The organism is Pseudomonas sp. S36, assembly GCF_016647875.1.
Taxonomy (GTDB): Bacteria; Pseudomonadota; Gammaproteobacteria; order Pseudomonadales; family Pseudomonadaceae; genus Aquipseudomonas; species Aquipseudomonas parafulva.
In genome coordinates this window covers 16,809-33,413 of the sequence record NZ_JACVVG010000047.1, presented here as the reverse complement: position 1 = coordinate 33,413, position 16,605 = coordinate 16,809, and the positions used below count along the sequence as shown (strand labels likewise).

Annotated in this window: 15 protein-coding genes and 1 pseudogene; 10 read left to right on the top strand and 6 right to left on the bottom strand. The window is 63.4% G+C overall.

Annotated features, from left to right (window positions below; genetic code table 11):
• Nucleotides 1–94 precede the first annotated feature (94 nt).
• Nucleotides 95–1,588, bottom strand: a complete 1,494-nt coding sequence (locus tag IAE36_RS20185; RefSeq protein ID WP_201214241.1) for a CoA-acylating methylmalonate-semialdehyde dehydrogenase — start codon at nucleotides 1,586–1,588, stop codon at nucleotides 95–97.
• A gap of 60 nt (nucleotides 1,589–1,648) precedes the next feature.
• The gene (locus tag IAE36_RS20180) at nucleotides 1,649–2,995 is read right to left on the bottom strand and encodes an aspartate aminotransferase family protein (RefSeq protein ID WP_028632979.1); all 1,347 of its coding nucleotides are present in this window, start codon (nucleotides 2,993–2,995) and stop codon (nucleotides 1,649–1,651) included.
• A gap of 115 nt (nucleotides 2,996–3,110) precedes the next feature.
• Between IAE36_RS20180 and IAE36_RS20175 the strand changes: the two genes are divergently transcribed.
• The 5 genes from IAE36_RS20175 to IAE36_RS20155 all read left to right on the top strand — a co-directional run bounded on the left by IAE36_RS20175 (nucleotide 3,111) and on the right by IAE36_RS20155 (nucleotide 7,494).
• On the top strand, nucleotides 3,111–4,031 hold the full coding sequence (locus tag IAE36_RS20175) for a LysR family transcriptional regulator (RefSeq protein WP_177331181.1): 921 nt from the start codon (nucleotides 3,111–3,113) through the stop codon (nucleotides 4,029–4,031).
• A gap of 90 nt (nucleotides 4,032–4,121) precedes the next feature.
• Complete coding sequence (locus IAE36_RS20170; RefSeq protein ID WP_028632981.1) at nucleotides 4,122–4,784, top strand: TetR/AcrR family transcriptional regulator; 663 nt, start codon at nucleotides 4,122–4,124, stop codon at nucleotides 4,782–4,784.
• Nucleotides 4,785–4,793: 9 nt separating this feature from the next.
• The gene (locus IAE36_RS20165; RefSeq protein WP_201214239.1) at nucleotides 4,794–5,378 is read left to right on the top strand and encodes an IMPACT family protein; all 585 of its coding nucleotides are present in this window, start codon (nucleotides 4,794–4,796) and stop codon (nucleotides 5,376–5,378) included.
• 396 nt (nucleotides 5,379–5,774) lie between these two features.
• Complete coding sequence (locus IAE36_RS20160) at nucleotides 5,775–6,461, top strand: SDR family oxidoreductase (RefSeq protein ID WP_201214236.1); 687 nt, start codon at nucleotides 5,775–5,777, stop codon at nucleotides 6,459–6,461.
• A gap of 85 nt (nucleotides 6,462–6,546) precedes the next feature.
• The gene (locus IAE36_RS20155) at nucleotides 6,547–7,494 is read left to right on the top strand and encodes an adenosine deaminase (protein ID WP_201214234.1); all 948 of its coding nucleotides are present in this window, start codon (nucleotides 6,547–6,549) and stop codon (nucleotides 7,492–7,494) included.
• Nucleotides 7,495–7,501: 7 nt separating this feature from the next.
• Here IAE36_RS20155 and IAE36_RS20150 read toward each other — a convergent pair whose 3' ends face one another.
• The 3 genes from IAE36_RS20150 to IAE36_RS20140 form a co-directional block, all read right to left on the bottom strand.
• Nucleotides 7,502–8,215, bottom strand: coding sequence for an ArsR/SmtB family transcription factor (locus IAE36_RS20150; RefSeq protein ID WP_201214231.1), 714 nt, complete (start codon nucleotides 8,213–8,215; stop codon nucleotides 7,502–7,504).
• Nucleotides 8,216–8,801: 586 nt separating this feature from the next.
• Nucleotides 8,802–9,983, bottom strand: a complete 1,182-nt coding sequence (locus IAE36_RS20145) for a multidrug effflux MFS transporter (RefSeq protein ID WP_028632986.1) — start codon at nucleotides 9,981–9,983, stop codon at nucleotides 8,802–8,804.
• A gap of 96 nt (nucleotides 9,984–10,079) precedes the next feature.
• Nucleotides 10,080–10,277: a heavy-metal-associated domain-containing protein gene (locus tag IAE36_RS20140; protein WP_060482282.1), complete on the bottom strand. Its 198-nt coding sequence runs from the start codon at nucleotides 10,275–10,277 to the stop codon at nucleotides 10,080–10,082.
• Nucleotides 10,278–10,409: 132 nt separating this feature from the next.
• On the opposite strand from IAE36_RS20140, the gene IAE36_RS20135 reads away from it, so the two are divergent.
• The 5 genes and pseudogenes from IAE36_RS20135 (at nucleotide 10,410) to IAE36_RS24150 (ending at nucleotide 15,765) form a co-directional block, all read left to right on the top strand.
• Complete coding sequence (locus IAE36_RS20135; RefSeq protein WP_201214230.1) at nucleotides 10,410–10,796, top strand: hypothetical protein; 387 nt, start codon at nucleotides 10,410–10,412, stop codon at nucleotides 10,794–10,796.
• A gap of 52 nt (nucleotides 10,797–10,848) precedes the next feature.
• Nucleotides 10,849–13,248 (top strand): heavy metal translocating P-type ATPase, encoded by a 2,400-nt coding sequence (locus IAE36_RS20130; protein ID WP_201214229.1) that lies wholly within the window; start codon nucleotides 10,849–10,851, stop codon nucleotides 13,246–13,248.
• Nucleotides 13,245–13,706 carry a Cu(I)-responsive transcriptional regulator gene (gene cueR / locus IAE36_RS20125; RefSeq protein WP_042141836.1) on the top strand — a complete coding sequence of 154 codons (462 nt, stop codon included), beginning with the start codon at nucleotides 13,245–13,247 and terminating at the stop codon, nucleotides 13,704–13,706. Before IAE36_RS20130 ends, cueR begins: the two co-directional genes overlap by 4 nt.
• A gap of 115 nt (nucleotides 13,707–13,821) precedes the next feature.
• Nucleotides 13,822–14,907, top strand: a pseudogene (locus tag IAE36_RS24155) (HAMP domain-containing protein); the annotation flags it as partial.
• Between the two features lie 90 nt (nucleotides 14,908–14,997).
• Nucleotides 14,998–15,765 carry a methyl-accepting chemotaxis protein gene (locus IAE36_RS24150; RefSeq protein ID WP_442967394.1) on the top strand — a complete coding sequence of 256 codons (768 nt, stop codon included), beginning with the start codon at nucleotides 14,998–15,000 and terminating at the stop codon, nucleotides 15,763–15,765.
• Between the two features lie 58 nt (nucleotides 15,766–15,823).
• Here the strand turns inward: IAE36_RS24150 and IAE36_RS20115 are convergent, their stop codons facing one another.
• Nucleotides 15,824–16,603 (bottom strand): AraC family transcriptional regulator, encoded by a 780-nt coding sequence (locus IAE36_RS20115; protein WP_028632991.1) that lies wholly within the window; start codon nucleotides 16,601–16,603, stop codon nucleotides 15,824–15,826.
• Nucleotides 16,604–16,605 lie beyond the last annotated feature (2 nt).

Sequence of the window (16,605 nt, the reverse complement as noted above, 5' to 3'; positions counted from 1 at the left end):
TTATAAGGGGATTCGAGAGGGCGTCAACCGTTTATTTCATTAAAGTGAAATAAAAGCTGAAACAGCGCCGCCACTGGCGGCGCTGAGGGAGGGATTACAAACTCGGGAACGCGAACTGCGACGCCTCATGGCTGGCACGCTGCGGCCAGCGCTGGGTAATCGCCTTGCGACGGGTGTAGAAGCGCACCCCGTCAGGGCCGTAGGCATGCAGGTCGCCGAACAGCGAACGCTTCCAGCCGCCGAAGCTGTGGTAGGCCACCGGCACAGGCAGAGGCACGTTCACACCCACCATGCCCACCTCGATCTCGTCGCAGAACAGCCGTGCCGCCTCGCCGTCGCGGGTAAAGATGCAGGTGCCATTGCCGTACTCATGGTCATTGATCAGTTGCATGGCCTGCTCGAGGCTGTCGACACGCACCACGCACAGCACCGGCCCGAAGATCTCTTCTTTATAGATGCGCATTTCAGGGGTCACCTTGTCGAACAGGGTACCGCCCACGAAATAGCCATCCTCATTACCGGCCACACTGAAGCCACGGCCGTCGACCACCAAACTGGCACCTGCCGCAACGCCATCATCGATGTAGCCCACGACCTTGTCGCGGGCAGCAGCCGTTACCAGCGGCCCCATGTCCAGGCCGCAGGAGGTGCCGGCACCAATTTTCAGCGCCTTGATCTGCGGTTCGAGCTTGGCGATCAGCGCATCAGCCACCTGGTCACCCACGCACACCGCCACCGAAATAGCCATGCAACGCTCACCGCATGAACCATAGGCTGCGCCCATCAATGCACTGACCGCATTGTCCAGATCGGCGTCTGGCATCAGCACCGCGTGGTTTTTCGCCCCGCCCAGCGCCTGCACACGCTTGCCGCGCTTGGTGCCCTCGGCATAGATGTATTCGGCGATCGGGGTCGAACCGACAAAGCTCAGCGCTTTGACTTCCGGTGCCTCGATCAGGGCGTCCACCGCCTCCTTGTCGCCGTGCACCACGTTGAGGATGCCTTTGGGCAAGCCTGCTTCATGCAGCAGTTGCGCGATGAACAGGGTAGAGCTCGGGTCGCGCTCGGACGGTTTGAGAATGAACGCGTTACCACAGGCGATGGCCAACGGGTACATCCACAGGGGCACCATGGCCGGGAAGTTGAACGGCGTGATACCCGCCACCACGCCCAGCGGCTGGAAGTCGGACCAGGCGTCGATATTGGGGCCCACGTTACGGCTGTACTCACCCTTGAGCACTTCAGGGGCCGCGCAGGCAAACTCGACGTTCTCGATGCCGCGCTTCAGCTCGCCGGCGGCGTCTTCCAAGGTCTTGCCATGCTCTTCGCTGATCAACTGGGCAATACGGGCTTCGTTCTGTTCCAGCAGTTGCTTGAAGCGGAACATCACCTGCGCACGCTTGGCAGGCGGAGTGTTGCGCCAGGCCGGGAATGCAGCCTTGGCCGAATCGATGGCGGCTTGCACCGTGGCGCGGCTGGCCAGTTCGACCTTGCGCACAGCCTGGCCAGTGGACGGGTTGAACACATCTGTGGTGCGGTCACCCTTGGTTACCAGGTCACCGTCGATCAGGTGCTGAACAATGCTCATGAAACACTCCAGATTAAAGAGGGGAGCGGCAGGCAGGGCCTGCCGTTGAAATCAGAAAGATCAGTCAACCAGGTTCAACGCTTCGCCAACCGCATCGAACAGGCGGTCCAGCTCTTCGGGCCGGGTATTGAAGGTTGGGCCGAACTGCAGGGTGTCGCCGCCAAAGCGCACGTAGAAACCTGCCTTCCACAATTTCATGGCGGCCTCGTAGGGCCGCACGATGGCATCGCCGTCCCGGGCGGCAATCTGGATGGCGCCGGCCAGGCCGTAGTTGCGGATGTCGACGATGTTCTTGGTGCCCTTCACGCCGTGCAGCAGTTTCTCGAAGTGGGGTGCCAGCTCGGCTGCGGACTGCACCAGGCTTTCTTTCTGCAGCAGGTCCAGCGCCGCCAGGCCTGCCGCGCAGGCTACCGGGTGGGCCGAGTAGGTATAGCCATGGGGGAATTCCACAGCGTAGTCCGGCGTCGGCTGGTTCATGAAGGTCTGGTAGATCTCGCTGCTGGCGATCACCGCCCCCATAGGAATGGCCCCGTTGGTGACCTGCTTGGCAATGCACATCAGGTCTGGGGTAACGCCGAACGCCTCAGCGCCGGTCATCGCGCCCATGCGACCGAAGCCGGTAATCACTTCGTCGAAAATCAGCAGAATGTTGTGCTGGGTGCAAATTTCACGCAGGCGTTTCAGGTACCCCTTCGGCGGGGGCAGTACACCGGCCGAACCTGCCAGGGGCTCAACGATCACAGCGGCGATGTTGGACGCATCGTGCAGTTCGATGAGCTTGAGCATTTCGTCAGCCAGGGCGATGCCGCCCTCTTCCGGCATGCCCTTGGTGAAGGCGTTGCCCGGCAGCACGGTGTGCGGCAGGTGGTCGACGTCCAGCAACTGGCCGAACATCTTGCGGTTACCGTTCACGCCACCCAGGCTGGTACCCGCGATATTCACGCCATGGTAGCCACGGGCGCGGCCGATCATCTTGGTCTTGGTAGCCTGGCCCTTCAACCGCCAGTAGGCACGCACCATCTTCAGCGCGGTATCTGCGCACTCGGAACCTGAGTTGGTGTAGAACACATGATTGAGGTCGCCCGGGGTCAGCTCGGCGATTTTTTCGGCCAGCTGGAACGACAACGGGTGGCCGAACTGGAAGCCTGGCGAATAGTCGAGTGTGCCCACCTGGCGCGAAACCGCCTCGGTGATTTCCTTGCGGGTATGCCCCGCGCCGCAGGTCCACAAGCCGGACAGTGCGTCGAAAATCTTGCGCCCTTTGTCGTCCACCAGGTAGTTGCCTTCAGCCGCCACGATCAGCCGCGGGTCGCGCTGGAAATTCCGGTTTGCGGTGTAGGGCATCCAGTGGGCATCCAGCTTGAGCTGGCTGGCCATACCGGCGGGTGCGGTTTCGAGCATGTTCATCGGCGGTTCCTCGTGGAGCGATTAGGCAACGATGGATGTTGTTGCAGCTAACTTGGCACGGCTATAAAGTCTGAAAAACCCTGCATTTCTAACCTTTACACAGGTCGCGACTAAACTGATGAGCCGACGCCCCGATCCCCTCGCCCAAGTCAGCGATTTTGATATTCGCCTGCTCAAGATCTACCGCAGTGTGGTCGAGTGCGGTGGTTTCTCGGCCGCCGAGAACGTGCTGGGTATCGGCCGCTCGGCCATCAGCCAGCAGATGAACGACCTGGAGCAGCGCCTTGGCCTGCGCCTGTGTCAGCGGGGCCGCGCCGGTTTTTCGTTGACCGAGGAAGGTCGTGAGGTCTACCACTCGGCCTTGCAGTTGCTCAGTGCGCTGGAAAGCTTTCGAACCGAGGTCAACGGGCTGCACCAGCATTTGCGTGGCGAGCTGAACATCGGCCTTACCGACAACCTGGTCACCCTGCCCCACATGCGCATTACCCACGCCCTTGCCGAATTGAAGGATCGAGGCCCGGACGTGCGCATTCAGATACGCATGGTCGCGCCAAGCCAGGTGGAGCATGGCGTACTCGACGGGAGCCTGCATGTGGGAGTGGTGCCCCAGACCAGCCCGCTTTCAGGCCTGGAGTATCAGCCGCTGTACAGTGAACGCTCGCTGCTGTACTGCGCCGTGGGCCACCCGCTGTTTTACGCTGACGACAACCAGATCGACGATGAGCGCCTCAATACCCAGGAAGCCATCACTCCCACCTTCCGCCTGCCTGCCGAAATCCAGGCGCACTACCAGGCACTGAACTGCACGGCCAGCGCCTCGGATCGTGAAGGCATGGCATTTCTCATCCTCACCGGGCGCTACATCGGCTACTTGCCTGACCACTACGCGGCGTTCTGGGTACAGCAAGGCCGCCTGCGTGCCCTCAAGCCGCGGCAACGCTTCTATGATCTGAGCCTGAGCTGGGTGACGCGCAAAGGCCGACGCCCCAACCTGGTACTGGAAAGCTTTCTCGAAAGCCTGGCTGCGACACGCTGATGCCAGTCTGTGCCGCTAATGCTTGTCACTTGAGCGCAGGAAGGTAATCTTGTCCTAAAGTCGCAGCCCTATAAACGCACGGAATCGTCCATGACCCTAGAAGTCCCTGCGCATCGCCTCCCCGCCTCGGGCAAACCCGCGGGCCGCATACGCCAGAAGAACGAGCACGCCATCATCCAGGCCGCGGAAGACGAATTCGCCCGGCACGGTTTCAAGGGCACCAGCATGAACACCATCGCCCTCAATGCCGGCTTGCCCAAGGCCAACCTGCATTATTACTTCACCAACAAGCTGGGCCTATATATTGCGGTACTCAGCAACATCATCGAACTGTGGGACAGCACCTTCAATGCCCTCAGTGTGGATGACGACCCAGGCCAGGCCCTGAGCCAGTACATCCGCACCAAGATGGAGTTCTCGCGGCGCAACCCGCAAGCCTCGCGGATCTTCGCCATGGAAGTGATCAGCGGCGGCTCGTGCCTTACCGAATACTTCAGCGCCGACTACCGCGAATGGTTCAGGGGCCGCGCTGCGGTATTCGAGGCCTGGATCGCCGCCGGCAAGATGGACCCGGTCGACCCGGTGCACCTTATCTTCCTGCTGTGGGGCAGCACCCAGCACTATGCCGACTTCGCCACCCAGATCTGCCAGGTCACTGGCCGCAGCCGGCTGACCAAGCAGGATATGGAAACCGCCAGCAACAACCTTATCCACATCATACTCAAGGGGTGCGGCATTGCGCCGGCTGCCTGATCTTCACCTATGCCCTCTACCTTGCTAGACCTCTGCGAATACCGCGAAGAAATTCGTAAAAGCCGTTTCATCACCCTCGCCGGGCCGATCACCAGCGCTGCCGAGGCCATGAGCTTCATTGAGCGCCACAGTGACCTCGCCGCTACGCACAACTGCTGGGCCTGGAAACTGGGCCAGCAGTACCGCAGCAGCGATGATGGCGAGCCCGGCGGCACAGCCGGGCGGCCTATCCTGGCGGCCATCGAAGCGCAGGACTGCGACCAGGTGGTGGTGCTGGTGATTCGGTGGTACGGCGGCATTCAGCTTGGCACCGGGGGGTTGGCCCGTGCCTATGGCGGGGGCGCCAACAAGTGCCTGCAGCAGGCAGCCAAACGGCTGTTGGTACAACGCAGCTATTTCACCTGCAGTTGCACATTCAGCGAGCTGGCCCTGGTGAAGCTGCGTATCGCAGAAGTTGATGGCCTGGTTGTGGATGAGCAGTTCACCGCCAACGGCGTAGACCTGCAGGTGGCCATTGGGGATGCCCACCTCGGTGCGCTCCAGCAGCACCTGGCGGACCTCAGCCGCGGGCGAATTCTGCTGGCCAGGCGCTGAGGGTTGCCCACAACAACTGTGGGCCTGGCTGTGGATAACCTTGGGGCATTCTGTTGCAGCCCTTTGCCGGCAAGGGCTAGAGGGCATTGATCATATTTTGATCACAGTATGGTGACAGCGGTAAGTACATGATTCATGGCCAGTTATCCCCACCCCTCCGCGCAGCAGCTAGCGCCTGTGGGAAACGCGGTTGCACACATTTACTGTGGAGCAGCCTGTGGATAAGCCGTGCGTCAACTGGCGCCAGGCCACGCTTTACTTGGGCTGCAAGCAACTGATCATTATTTGTTCAGTGGTTCATCTACCACGTCAGCGGGCAAATGCCCTGCCCAAGTAATGGGGCTGTGGATTATTCTCATGGCCTTCCTCCAACCTTATCAATGGGAGCACCTGAGCATGACGCAAGCAAAAACTGCCCTGGTCATTGGCGCCTCTCGCGGGCTCGGCCTCGGCCTGGTAAATCGCCTGCGCGAAGACGGCTGGGCCGTTACCGCCACTGTGCGCAACCCGCAACAGCCTGGCGAATTGGCAGATACCCCCGGGGTACGCATCGAACAGCTGGAGATGAACGATACCGCCCAACTGGACGGCCTGAAACAGCGGCTGGCAGGGCAGGTATTCGACCTGGTATTCATCAACGCCGGGGTCATGGGCCCGCTGCCACAAGACCTGGAGGCTGTCACGCCACAGGCCATCGGCGACCTGTTCCTGACCAACGCCGTCGCACCCATTCGCCTGGCAGGCCGCTTGGTGGGCCAGGTGCGCGAGGGTACCGGCGTGCTCGCGTTTATGAGCTCAGGCCTTGGCAGCGTAGCCACCCCCGATGGCGGTGAAATCTGCCTGTACAAGGCCAGCAAGGCCGCGCTCAACTCCATGATCAACAGCTTCGCGGTCGCTCAGCAGCGCTCCGACCTTTGCGTGCTCGCCATGCACCCAGGCTGGGTGAAAACCGACATGGGTGGCGAAAACGCCGAGATCGACGTACTCACCAGTACCCGAGGCATGGTCGAGCAGATCAAGGCGCAAAGCGGCCACGCCGGCGTGCACTTCATCAACTACAAAGGTGAACCCTTGGTCTGGTGATGCCCCGGGTTGCAGCCTGGCCGGCGCATTGCCGGGCCAGGCCCTGTAGAATGGCAACAACCGTACCTGATTGAGAACACCTTATATGTATGACTGGTTGAACGCCCTGCCCAAGGCCGAGCTGCACCTGCACCTTGAAGGCTCGCTGGAGCCCGAGTTGCTGTTCGCCCTGGCAGAGCGCAACAAGATCGCCCTACCCTGGGCGGATGTCGAAACCCTGCGTGGGGCCTATGCCTTCAACAATTTGCAGGAGTTTCTCGACCTCTACTACCAGGGCGCAGACGTGCTGCGCACCGAGCAGGATTTCTACGACCTTACCTGGGCCTACCTGCAGCGTTGCAAGGCGCAGAACGTTATCCACACCGAACCGTTCTTCGACCCACAAACCCATACCGACCGCGGTATACCCTTCGAAGTGGTACTCAACGGCATCAACCAAGCGCTCAAGGACGGCCGCCAGCAACTGGGCATCAGCAGCGGGCTGATCCTGAGTTTTCTGCGCCACCTGAGCGAAGACGAAGCGCAAAAAACCCTAGACCAGGCACTGCCGTTCCGCGATGCCTTCATCGCCGTTGGCCTGGACAGCTCGGAGATGGGCCACCCACCGAGCAAGTTCCAGCGTGTGTTCGACCGAGCCCGCAGTGAAGGCTTCGTTGCTGTCGCCCATGCCGGCGAAGAAGGCCCGCCTGAATACATCTGGGAAGCCCTGGACCTGCTGCACATCAAGCGCATCGACCACGGTGTACGCGCCATCGAAGACGAGCGGCTGATGCAGCGCATCATCGATGAGCAGATCCCGCTGACGGTGTGCCCGCTGTCCAACACCAAGCTGTGCGTATTCGACCACATGAGCCAGCACAACATCCTCGACATGCTGGAACGGGGTGTGAAGGTGACGGTGAACTCCGATGACCCTGCCTACTTCGGCGGGTACGTCACGGAAAACTTCCATGCCCTGCATACTCACCTGGGCATGACTGAAGACCAGGCTCGTCGCCTGGCCCAGAACAGCCTGGACGCAAGGCTGGTCTGAGGCCCGTTCAGCCCACCTGCAAGGCCTTCACACGGGCGATGCGATTGATCTGCTGGATACCCAGCGGCGAGATGTGCAACGCCCGGGTGTCTTCGGCCTCGCGCATCCAGCCAGACTGCAGGAACAAACGGAACAGCGCCTGGCCCAGCACACCGCCCAGGTGCGGTTGGCTGTCGTGCCATTCGGTGCACCGGCAGATCACGCAGGCGCTCGGCTGACGCGGCGCCAGGGCATCGATGTATACGCCTACCAGGGCCAGTTGTGCCCGCCCTTCGTCACTGACCACAAGGTACCGGCCGCTGCCCTCCAGCCACCCGGCTACCACCAGCCGGTGGTACAGCTCTGCGGCCAGCTCGCCACCCAGATGATCGCCACAGCGCCGGGCCCGTCGCATGGACAGGGGCAACGGCGGTAGCGGTGCGGTGGGGCGCTGGCCCCTGGCGCTCTCCAACTGGACACTGGCCAGGGCCTCGACAGCGGCCCCCACCTGTGGCGTTGCCAGGCGAAAATAGCGCTTGCGGCCCCTGGCCTCGTGCCGTAGCAAACCTGCCGACGACAGCAGCGACAGATGTGCGCATGCTGACGACGAACTGACTCCCGTCATGATGGCCAGTTCATTGGCCAACCGGGGCGTACCATCGATCAATGCCCACAACATGGCACTGCGTTTGGGATCGGCCATCAGGCTGGCGATCTGGCTGATGCTGCTGGCTGCGTTCATGTCCCTGTGACTCCCTGCAAGTTCACTGTGTAGATGCAATGGCCAACCCTGGCCGGGAAGCGCGTGCCGATGGCGGTGGCCTGGTTCGTCAGTATAAGCCGCAGAAACAGCCGATCATGCAGCCCTCCCCCAGCGCTATTGCTCGCTCAATAGCATTGGGTAGGGCTACCCATGGCGAACTGCTGAACAGGCCGCCAAGCTTCAAAAGCACCCCCGCACCGCTGGTTTTACCCGTGCGATGGCAGCCGGCCAGGCTTGAATACGCGAATCCACCCGCACAACTTCGGACGAAACCGACAGCGGTCTTCTTCAAGTAGCGCGATCACAGTCGAAGGTTCCACAACGCGCCAACCGTCAGTCAGCTCGGCAGGGCGTTGCTGTGGCAGGCGGGTAAGGCCGCGCTAAACTTGAACGGCTCCCCTCTGGAGGTATGCACCGATGAAGATTGTCATCAGCGCGTCGAGCAGCAACCCTGCACGGCCATGGCAGGTTCAGCTCGATCAGCATAGGGTAGGTTTTTGCAGCGAGGCCGCGGCCCGCGCTTTTGTGGCCACACTGGAAACGCGCCTGCAGGCGCCTCACCCGCTCAGGCGGGCCGACTGGCCTGCAGGCGCCGGGTCAGCAGCGCGGCACTGACCACCAGGGCACCACACAGGCTCATCACCAAGGCCATTGGTACCGCACTGCCATCATGCAGCACGCCCACCAGTGCCGCGGCGCCAGCCGCGACGCTGAATTGCACGCACCCCATCAGGGCGGAGGCACTGCCGGCCCGGGCACCCTGGCCGCTCATGGCACAGGCCGAAGCATTGGGCAGGATGCACCCCAGGCTGGCGATGCACACGAACAACGGCACCAGCAGTGGCCACAGCGCGGTCGGCTTCACCGCCGCCACGCCCAGCAGGGCCACCCCCGCCGCCAGGTACACCCATACCGCACGGGCCAGCAAAAATGCCGGCCCGCGCCGTGCCAGCAGCCGTGCGTTCACCTGCGCGACCAGAATGAAACCAGCAGCATTGGCGCCGAAAAACCAGCCGTAATGTTCGGCAGGTACACCGTAGAGTTTGATGAATACAAATGGCGAGCCCGCGATGTAGGCGAACATGCCCGCAATCGCAATGCCGCCCGTCAGCGCATGCCCCAGAAACACCCGGTCGCCTGCCAGCCGCAGGTACTGGCGCAGGGCCCCGGACAGCGGCTGACGCGGTACATGGGCGGGCATACTCTCAGGCAGCCCAAGGCTGACCGCCAGCAGGCAGCCGGCACTGAACAGGCTAAGCGCAAGGAAGATCGACTGCCACCCGACCAGGTTCACCAGCACGCCCCCCAGCATTGGGGCCAGTATCGGCGCCAGGCCCATGACCAGCATCAATTGCGAGAACACTTTGGCCGAGGCCACCGGGTCGCACTTGTCACTGACAATGGCCCGGGACAGCACCATGCCCGCGCAGCCACCCAGCGCCTGAACGAAGCGCGCCAGTACCAAGGCGTCCAGGCTGGGGGCGTAGGCGCACGCCAGCGAGGCCAGGGTGAACAGCGTCACGCCGAACATCAGGGGCTTGCGCCGCCCAAAGCGGTCGGCGACCGGCCCATAGAGCAACTGCCCCATGGACAGGCCGAGGAAGTAGGCGGCCAAGGTGGCCTGGACGTGTTGTTCGTCTGTGGCGAACGCCTGCGCCATGGCCGGGAAGGCAGGCAGGTAGAAGTCGATCGCCAACGGCCCGAACGCACTGAGTGCGCCCAGGATGAGCACCATTCGCAGGTTCATCAGGAATCCATAGCAGGCTAAGCAAGTGAACGATTCTACCTGCTGTGGACGCCGTCAGGAGAAAACATTTGAAACAAAGAGCCCTCCTACAAAGGCTCAGGCAGCCTCGGCCTGATAGCCCTCTTCGCGGATGGCAGCCAGCACCTGTTCCTGTGCCAGCGCGCTGTCGACGCGCACCTGCTTGGCAGCCAGGTCGACGTCCACCTTGGCGCCGGCATCCAGCGCCTGTACGGCGCGGGTCACGGCTTTTACGCAGTGGCCGCAGGTCATGCCCTGTACGTTGAATACTTGCATCGGGGGTACCTCCTTCAGGTTTTGCACCAGTTTCAACCTTGCCACAGGGGCAAAGTCAACACGGTGGGGTGGCAATCCAGGCCGGGCTCGGCCAAGCTGCGGCTTTGACGATCAGGCAAGCAGGGGGTTTTCATGTTCAGGGCAGCATTGGGCATCGTCGGGCTGTTGGCTGCTGCCACTGCAGTGCCACCGGCCAGTGCCGAGGGCAACGCGGCGTACAGCGTGCTGATCATTTCCCGTGAGCGCCTGGAAGTGGCCACCAGTTGCGAAATTGGCGTTTACCTCAACGATCAGCTCTCCGGGCGCCTGTTCCAGGAACAGTCCACCTCGTTCAACCTGCCGCCAGGGCCGGTGGATGTGCGTTTGCGCCTGCTGCCAGGGCAGATGCCCGGCTGTGCGCCGGGCCTTGAGGACCAGCGCAGCATCCGGTTGACGCTGCAGGCGGGCCAGATCAACAAGTACCGCATTGCCATGGGCCAGTATGGGTTGGAGTTGAAAGCCACACCGCTGGACTATTGACCTTCCCCGCGTGGCAAGGTTGATGCTTGGGGCCTGTCCAAGGAGGAGAGCCATGCCCGCATCCACTACATACAACCTGCCCATTTCCGGCATGACCTGCGCCAGCTGCGCCGGCCGGGTAGAGCGTGCCCTGCGCAAGGTCGCCGGCGCTGAACAGGTCAGCGTGAACCTGGCCACCGAGCAGGCGCGCGTCCAGGCGCCCGGCGATAGCCTGCCGGCCTTGGTCGATGCCGTGCGCGACGCCGGCTACGAAGTGCCCGTGCGCAGCCTGGAGCTGCAGATTGGCGGCATGACCTGCGCCAGTTGTGCCGGCCGTGTCGAACGGGCCCTGGCCAAGGTGCCAGGGGTACAGCAGGTGTCGGTCAACCTGGCCAGCGAGCGTGCGCACGTTGAAATGCTGACCGCGGTGGACGATTCAATGCTGATCGCCAGCGTGGAACAGGCCGGTTATACCGCCAGCCTGCCGCAGGCCGCCGAGGACGAAAACCGGCTGGCCCAGCGCCGCCTGCACCGCGAGCGGCTTGCCGTAGGCGCTGCCGTATTGCTGGCCCTGCCGCTGGTGTTGCCGATGCTGGTACAGCCGCTGGGCTTGCACTGGATGTTGCCGGCGTGGGCGCAGTTCCTGCTGGCCACGCCGGTGCAGTTCATTCTGGGTGCCCGTTTCTATGTTGCCGCCTGGAAAGCCGTGCGTGCCGGCGCTGGCAACATGGACCTGCTGGTCGCGCTGGGCACCAGCGCTGGTTACGGCCTGAGCCTCTATCAATGGGCGCAGGCACCGGCAGGCATGGCCCCTCACCTGTATTTCGAAGCGTCTGCCGTGGTGATCGCGTTGGTGCTGCTGGGCAAGTACCTGGAGAGCCGCGCCAAGCGCCAGACCGCCAGCGCCATCCGCGCGCTGGAGGCTCTGCGACCGGAGCGGGCATTGCGGGTTGTGGACGGCCGCGAGGAAGACGTGGCCATCGCCCAACTACAGGTGGGCGACCTGGTGCTGGTCAAGCCCGGGGAACGCTTCCCAGTCGACGGGTTGGTCGAGGACGGCAGCAGCCATGCTGACGAAGCCCTGATCAGCGGCGAGAGCCTGCCAGTGCCCAAGCAGCCCGGCGACTCGGTCACCGGCGGTGCCATCAACGGGGAAGGCAGGCTGCTGGTACGCACCCAGGCGTTGGGGACCGAAACCGTGCTGGCGCGCATCATCCGCCTGGTGGAAGACGCCCAGGCCGCCAAGGCGCCCATCCAGAAGCTGGTCGACCGTGTCAGCCAGGTGTTCGTACCGGCGGTGCTGGTACTGGCCCTGGTCACCCTGGTCGGTTGGTGGCTGGCGGGGGCTGCAATGGAAACGGCACTGATCAACGCCGTGGCCGTACTGGTCATCGCCTGCCCTTGTGCACTGGGGTTGGCCACCCCCACCGCGATCATGGCCGGCACTGGCGTGGCCGCCCGGCACGGCATCCTCATCAAGGACGCCGAGGCCCTGGAGCGGGCGCATGCGGTCAACCGCGTGGTGTTCGACAAAACCGGCACCCTCACCTCCGGCAGCCCGCGTGTGGTCCACAGCCAGGCGGTGGATGGCGACAGCGCCAGCCTGCACCGGCTGGCCGGTGCCCTGCAGCGCGGCAGTGAACACCCGCTGGCACGGGCAGTGCTGGACGCCTGCGCCGAGCAAGGGCTCGAGGTACCCAGCGTAACGGGTAGCCAGTCGCTGACCGGCCGGGGTATCGCCGGCTGCGTGGACGGCCGGGACCTGGCCCTGGGCAACCGCCGCCTGCTGCAGGACAGTGGCTTGCAACCCGGGGCCCTGGCCGCCAAGGCGCAGGCCTGGGAAGCGCAAGGCCGCACCCTGTCGTGGCTGGTCGAGCGGGGCGAGCAGCCGCGCGTGCTGGGCCTGTTCGCTTTCGGCGACAGCCTGAAGCCTGGAGCCGCGCAAGCCGTGGAAACCTTGCGTGAGCAGCACATCAGCAGCCACCTGCTGACCGGCGACAACCGCGGCAGCGCCAAGGTCGTCGCCGACACCCTCGGCATCGCCGATGTGCACGCTGAAGTATTGCCTGCCGACAAGGCCGCCACGGTCACCGCGCTCAAGCAGGACGGCGTGGTGGCGATGGTTGGCGACGGCATCAACGATGCGCCCGCCTTGGCCGCAGCCGATATCGGCATTGCCATGGGTGGCGGCACCGACGTGGCCATGCAGGCCGCCGGCATCACTCTGATGCGCGGCGACCCCCGCCTGGTGCCGGCGGCACTGGAAATCAGCCGCAAGACCTACGCGAAGATCCGCCAGAACCTGTTCTGGGCATTCATCTACAACCTGGTCGGCATCCCGTTGGCCGCGCTGGGCTATCTCAACCCGGTACTCGCCGGCGCCGCCATGGCCCTGTCCAGTGTCAGCGTGGTCAGCAACGCGCTCCTGCTCAAGGCCTGGAAACCCGACACGCGCACCCAGGAGGCGCCATGAACATTGGCCAGGCCGCCCGCCGCAGCGGGCTCAGCACCAAGATGATTCGTTACTACGAAGCCATCGGCCTGCTCAAGCCCGCCACGCGCAGCGACAGTGGTTACCGGTTGTACCAGGACGCAGACCTGCACAGCCTGGCATTCATCAAGCGCTCACGAGACTTGGGCTTTTCCCTCGAAGAGGTCGGCAAGCTGCTGACCCTGTGGCAGGACCGGCAACGCGCCAGCGCTGACGTGAAGGCGCTGGCCATGCAGCACATCGATGCACTCAACACCCGTATCAAAGAACTGGTCACCCTGCGCGACACCCTGGGTGAACTGGTTTCCCATTGCCAGGGTGATGACCGCCCGGACTGCCCGATCCTGAAAGAACTGGCCACTGGCGAGGCTGCCAGTTGCTGCCACCCAGCACCCACCGGCAGCCCGACACGCCATAAGCGTCCGAACGTGACCGAATAGTCACCCACTGCGATTTCATCCAATATTTACGGGCATTTGCCTACATAAAACCCGGCTGCTGCCGATGCATTGGTGATCTGCCTCATGTGTCGACAATAATAATCCGGGAGCGCCTATGAGCATCAAACAGAAACTGACCTGGGCATTCGCGGTGATCGCCGGCTTGCCCATCGTACTCGTGGCCACCCTGGTGGTTCTCAACCTGCGCGGCGAAGCCCGGGACGGCTTTCTGGACAGCAGCAGCCGGGAAATCCGCCAGGTCAGCAACGCCATGAATATCTTCTTCCAAGGCATCAGCCAGAACGTGGAGTACATGGCTTCGCAACCGCTGGTCGCGGCCACTGGCAGTGAATTGAGCAAGTACATGAGCGCGACGCCGTCCTACGAACTGGGGCCGCAAGCGAGCAATATCCTGGCCTTCATGACCAGCCTGGCCAATGCCCACCCGGGCTACGCCTACCTGTCCTACGGGGTGGCAGACGGCGGCTACGTGGGCTGGCCCGCGGGGCAGAAATTCGTCAACTACGACCCCCGCACGCGCCCCTGGTACCAGTTGGCCATGGCCAACCCCGGCAAGACCCTGCGCACCAGTGCCTACTACTGGGCTGCCGATGACGCGGTGCTGGTCAGTACGGTGCGCGCCGTCGCCAATCAGCTGGGCAACCCGGGTGGCGTGGTCAACGTCGATGTCTCGATCAAAGGCCTGACGGAGATCGTCAAGCAGATCAAGCTGGGCGAAAGTGGCTACCTGCTGCTGATTGAAAACAACGGCAACGTACTGGTCGACCCACGCGATACCACGCACAACTTCAAACCGCTGGCGAGCTTCGGCGACGGTTACGCCGAACTGGCCAAACACGGCAAGGGCCTGGCCGAAGTCGAGCTGAACGGCGTGCGCTACATGGCCAATATCTACCCGGACGAAAAACTGGGCTGGACCCTCATCGGCCTGATCGAGCAAGGTGAAGTGATGCAAACCACCACCCGCCTGACCTGGCTCATCGGCATCGTCGCGCTGGTGCTGGCAGCCGTGTTCGCGGTGGTGGGCGCCACCTTCGCCAAACTCATCGTGCGCCCGATCAACAGCGTGACCAGCGGCCTGGAAGACATTGCCCAAGGCGAAGGCGACCTTACCCGCAACCTGGAGATCCGAGGCCGCGACGAAACCGCGCAACTGGCCAGCTGGTTCAACCAGTTCCTGGGGGCCATCCGCAGCCTCATTCAGCACATTGGCGCGGCAGCCGGTAACATTCTCAACACCTCCACCCGTTCAACCCGGGTATCCAGCGACATGGCCGAGGCTGCAGGGCGCCAGCGTGAAGCAGTGGACATGGTCTCCACCGCGTTCCACGAAATGGTGGCCACAGCCAACGAGGTGGCGCGTTCATGCAGCCAGGCGGCGCAGTCGGCCGACAGTGGCCAGCAACAGGCGCGCGAAGGCCAGCAGCAGATCGATGCCGCGGTCAGCAGCGTCGACCGCCTGAGCCACGAAATCGAACAGTCGGCGCAGTCGATCCAGCAACTGGAGCGTGACAGCAACGCTATCCAGTCAATCCTCGGCACCATCCGCTCGATTGCCGAGCAGACCAACCTGCTGGCCCTGAACGCGGCGATTGAAGCGGCCCGTGCCGGCGAACAAGGCCGGGGCTTTGCGGTGGTGGCTGACGAGGTGCGGGCCTTGGCCAAGCGTACCGCCGATTCCACCGCCGAAATCGATGGCCTGCTGGGTAACCTGGCCGGGCGCACCAGCGAAGTGGCCGCACAGATGCACGCCAGCCTGGAGGTGTCGCAGCAGTCGGTGAGCCGCATTGGTCTGGCGCGTGACAGTTTTGGGCAGATTCGCGAGTCGGTGGATGTGATACGCGACATGAATACGCAGATCGCCACAGCCGCCGAGGAACAACACCAGGTGGCCGAGGACATCAACCGGCACATCAGCCAGATCCACGGCGATGCACAGCTGGTGGCGGAACTGGCCCAGGCCGCCCGTCTGGACTCGGAAAGCCTGGCTGGGCTGTCCAACGAACTGGATACCCTGGTGCGCAGGTTCCGCACCTGATGCTCCGCCTGCGCCTGCCGCCTGCAGGGCGATAGACGCAGGTGCAGGCAGGCGCAGCTTACAGCTTCAGTTCACCCGGCGTTGCGCCAAACAGCTGCTTGAACGCGGCGATGTAGGCGGAGGTGGAGTCATACCCGCAGCCCAGCGCCGCATCGGTGACGCTCTCGCCGGCCTCCAGCATGGCCAGCGACGACAACAACCGCATGCGCTGGCGCCAGTTGCGGAAGCTCAACCCGGTTTCGCGCTGGAACAGGCGCATCAGGGTCTTTTCCGAACACCCAAGCTCCAGCGCCCATTGCTGCAGGGTCTGGCTCCGCTCGGGGGTAGCGATCAGGCGATTGCACAGGGCAAGCAACCCAGGATGGCGCGGCAAGGGTAACGAAAAACCTACCGCTGGCAGGGTACGCAGTTGGTCGAGCAACACCGCCACCAGCCGCGACTCGGCGCTGTCGTGTTCAGGGTACTGCGGGGGCAACAGGCAGAACTGCTTGATCAGCTCCCGCGCCAGGGGCGTCACTTCCAGCACCCGGCATTCTTCGGTCGCCCACGGGCAGGCGTCGCGGCGGATGTAAAGGCTGCGCATTTCCGCCTGCATCGAAGTCACCACTTCGTGCTCAGCCTGCGCAGGTATCCACACTCCCCACTGGGGCGGCGCGAAATAGCTGCCGTCCCGGGTGTAGACCCCCAACACGCCACTGATGGCGTACGAAAACTGCACCCAGTCATGCTGATGGCGAGTGGTCCATGACCCCGCGCCCAAGCGCTCGGCACGGGCATACAGGGGCCTTGGCAGGTGGTCCAGCGCCGGGATGGCGCGGGGGTGTCCGGTGGTCGGCATGG

Excerpts from the sequence above, each read along its gene's own strand:
- IAE36_RS20140 (WP_060482282.1), bottom strand. The coding sequence starts at position 10,277 with ATGCAAGTATTCAACGTACAGGGCATGACCTGCGGCCACTGCGTAAAA.
- IAE36_RS20160 (WP_201214236.1), top strand. The coding sequence starts at position 5,775 with ATGACGCAAGCAAAAACTGCCCTGGTCATTGGCGCCTCTCGCGGGCTC.
- IAE36_RS20185 (WP_201214241.1), bottom strand. The coding sequence starts at position 1,588 with ATGAGCATTGTTCAGCACCTGATCGACGGTGACCTGGTAACCAAGGGT.
- cueR (WP_042141836.1), top strand. The coding sequence starts at position 13,245 with ATGAACATTGGCCAGGCCGCCCGCCGCAGCGGGCTCAGCACCAAGATG.
- IAE36_RS20115 (WP_028632991.1), bottom strand. The coding sequence starts at position 16,603 with ATGCCGACCACCGGACACCCCCGCGCCATCCCGGCGCTGGACCACCTG.
- IAE36_RS20135 (WP_201214230.1), top strand. The coding sequence starts at position 10,410 with ATGTTCAGGGCAGCATTGGGCATCGTCGGGCTGTTGGCTGCTGCCACT.
- IAE36_RS20130 (WP_201214229.1), top strand. The coding sequence starts at position 10,849 with ATGCCCGCATCCACTACATACAACCTGCCCATTTCCGGCATGACCTGC.
- IAE36_RS24150 (WP_442967394.1), top strand. The coding sequence starts at position 14,998 with ATGGCCGAGGCTGCAGGGCGCCAGCGTGAAGCAGTGGACATGGTCTCC.
- IAE36_RS20145 (WP_028632986.1), bottom strand. The coding sequence starts at position 9,983 with ATGAACCTGCGAATGGTGCTCATCCTGGGCGCACTCAGTGCGTTCGGG.
- IAE36_RS20180 (WP_028632979.1), bottom strand. The coding sequence starts at position 2,995 with ATGAACATGCTCGAAACCGCACCCGCCGGTATGGCCAGCCAGCTCAAG.
- IAE36_RS20165 (WP_201214239.1), top strand. The coding sequence starts at position 4,794 with ATGCCCTCTACCTTGCTAGACCTCTGCGAATACCGCGAAGAAATTCGT.
- IAE36_RS20155 (WP_201214234.1), top strand. The coding sequence starts at position 6,547 with ATGTATGACTGGTTGAACGCCCTGCCCAAGGCCGAGCTGCACCTGCAC.
- IAE36_RS20150 (WP_201214231.1), bottom strand. The coding sequence starts at position 8,215 with ATGAACGCAGCCAGCAGCATCAGCCAGATCGCCAGCCTGATGGCCGAT.
- IAE36_RS20170 (WP_028632981.1), top strand. The coding sequence starts at position 4,122 with ATGACCCTAGAAGTCCCTGCGCATCGCCTCCCCGCCTCGGGCAAACCC.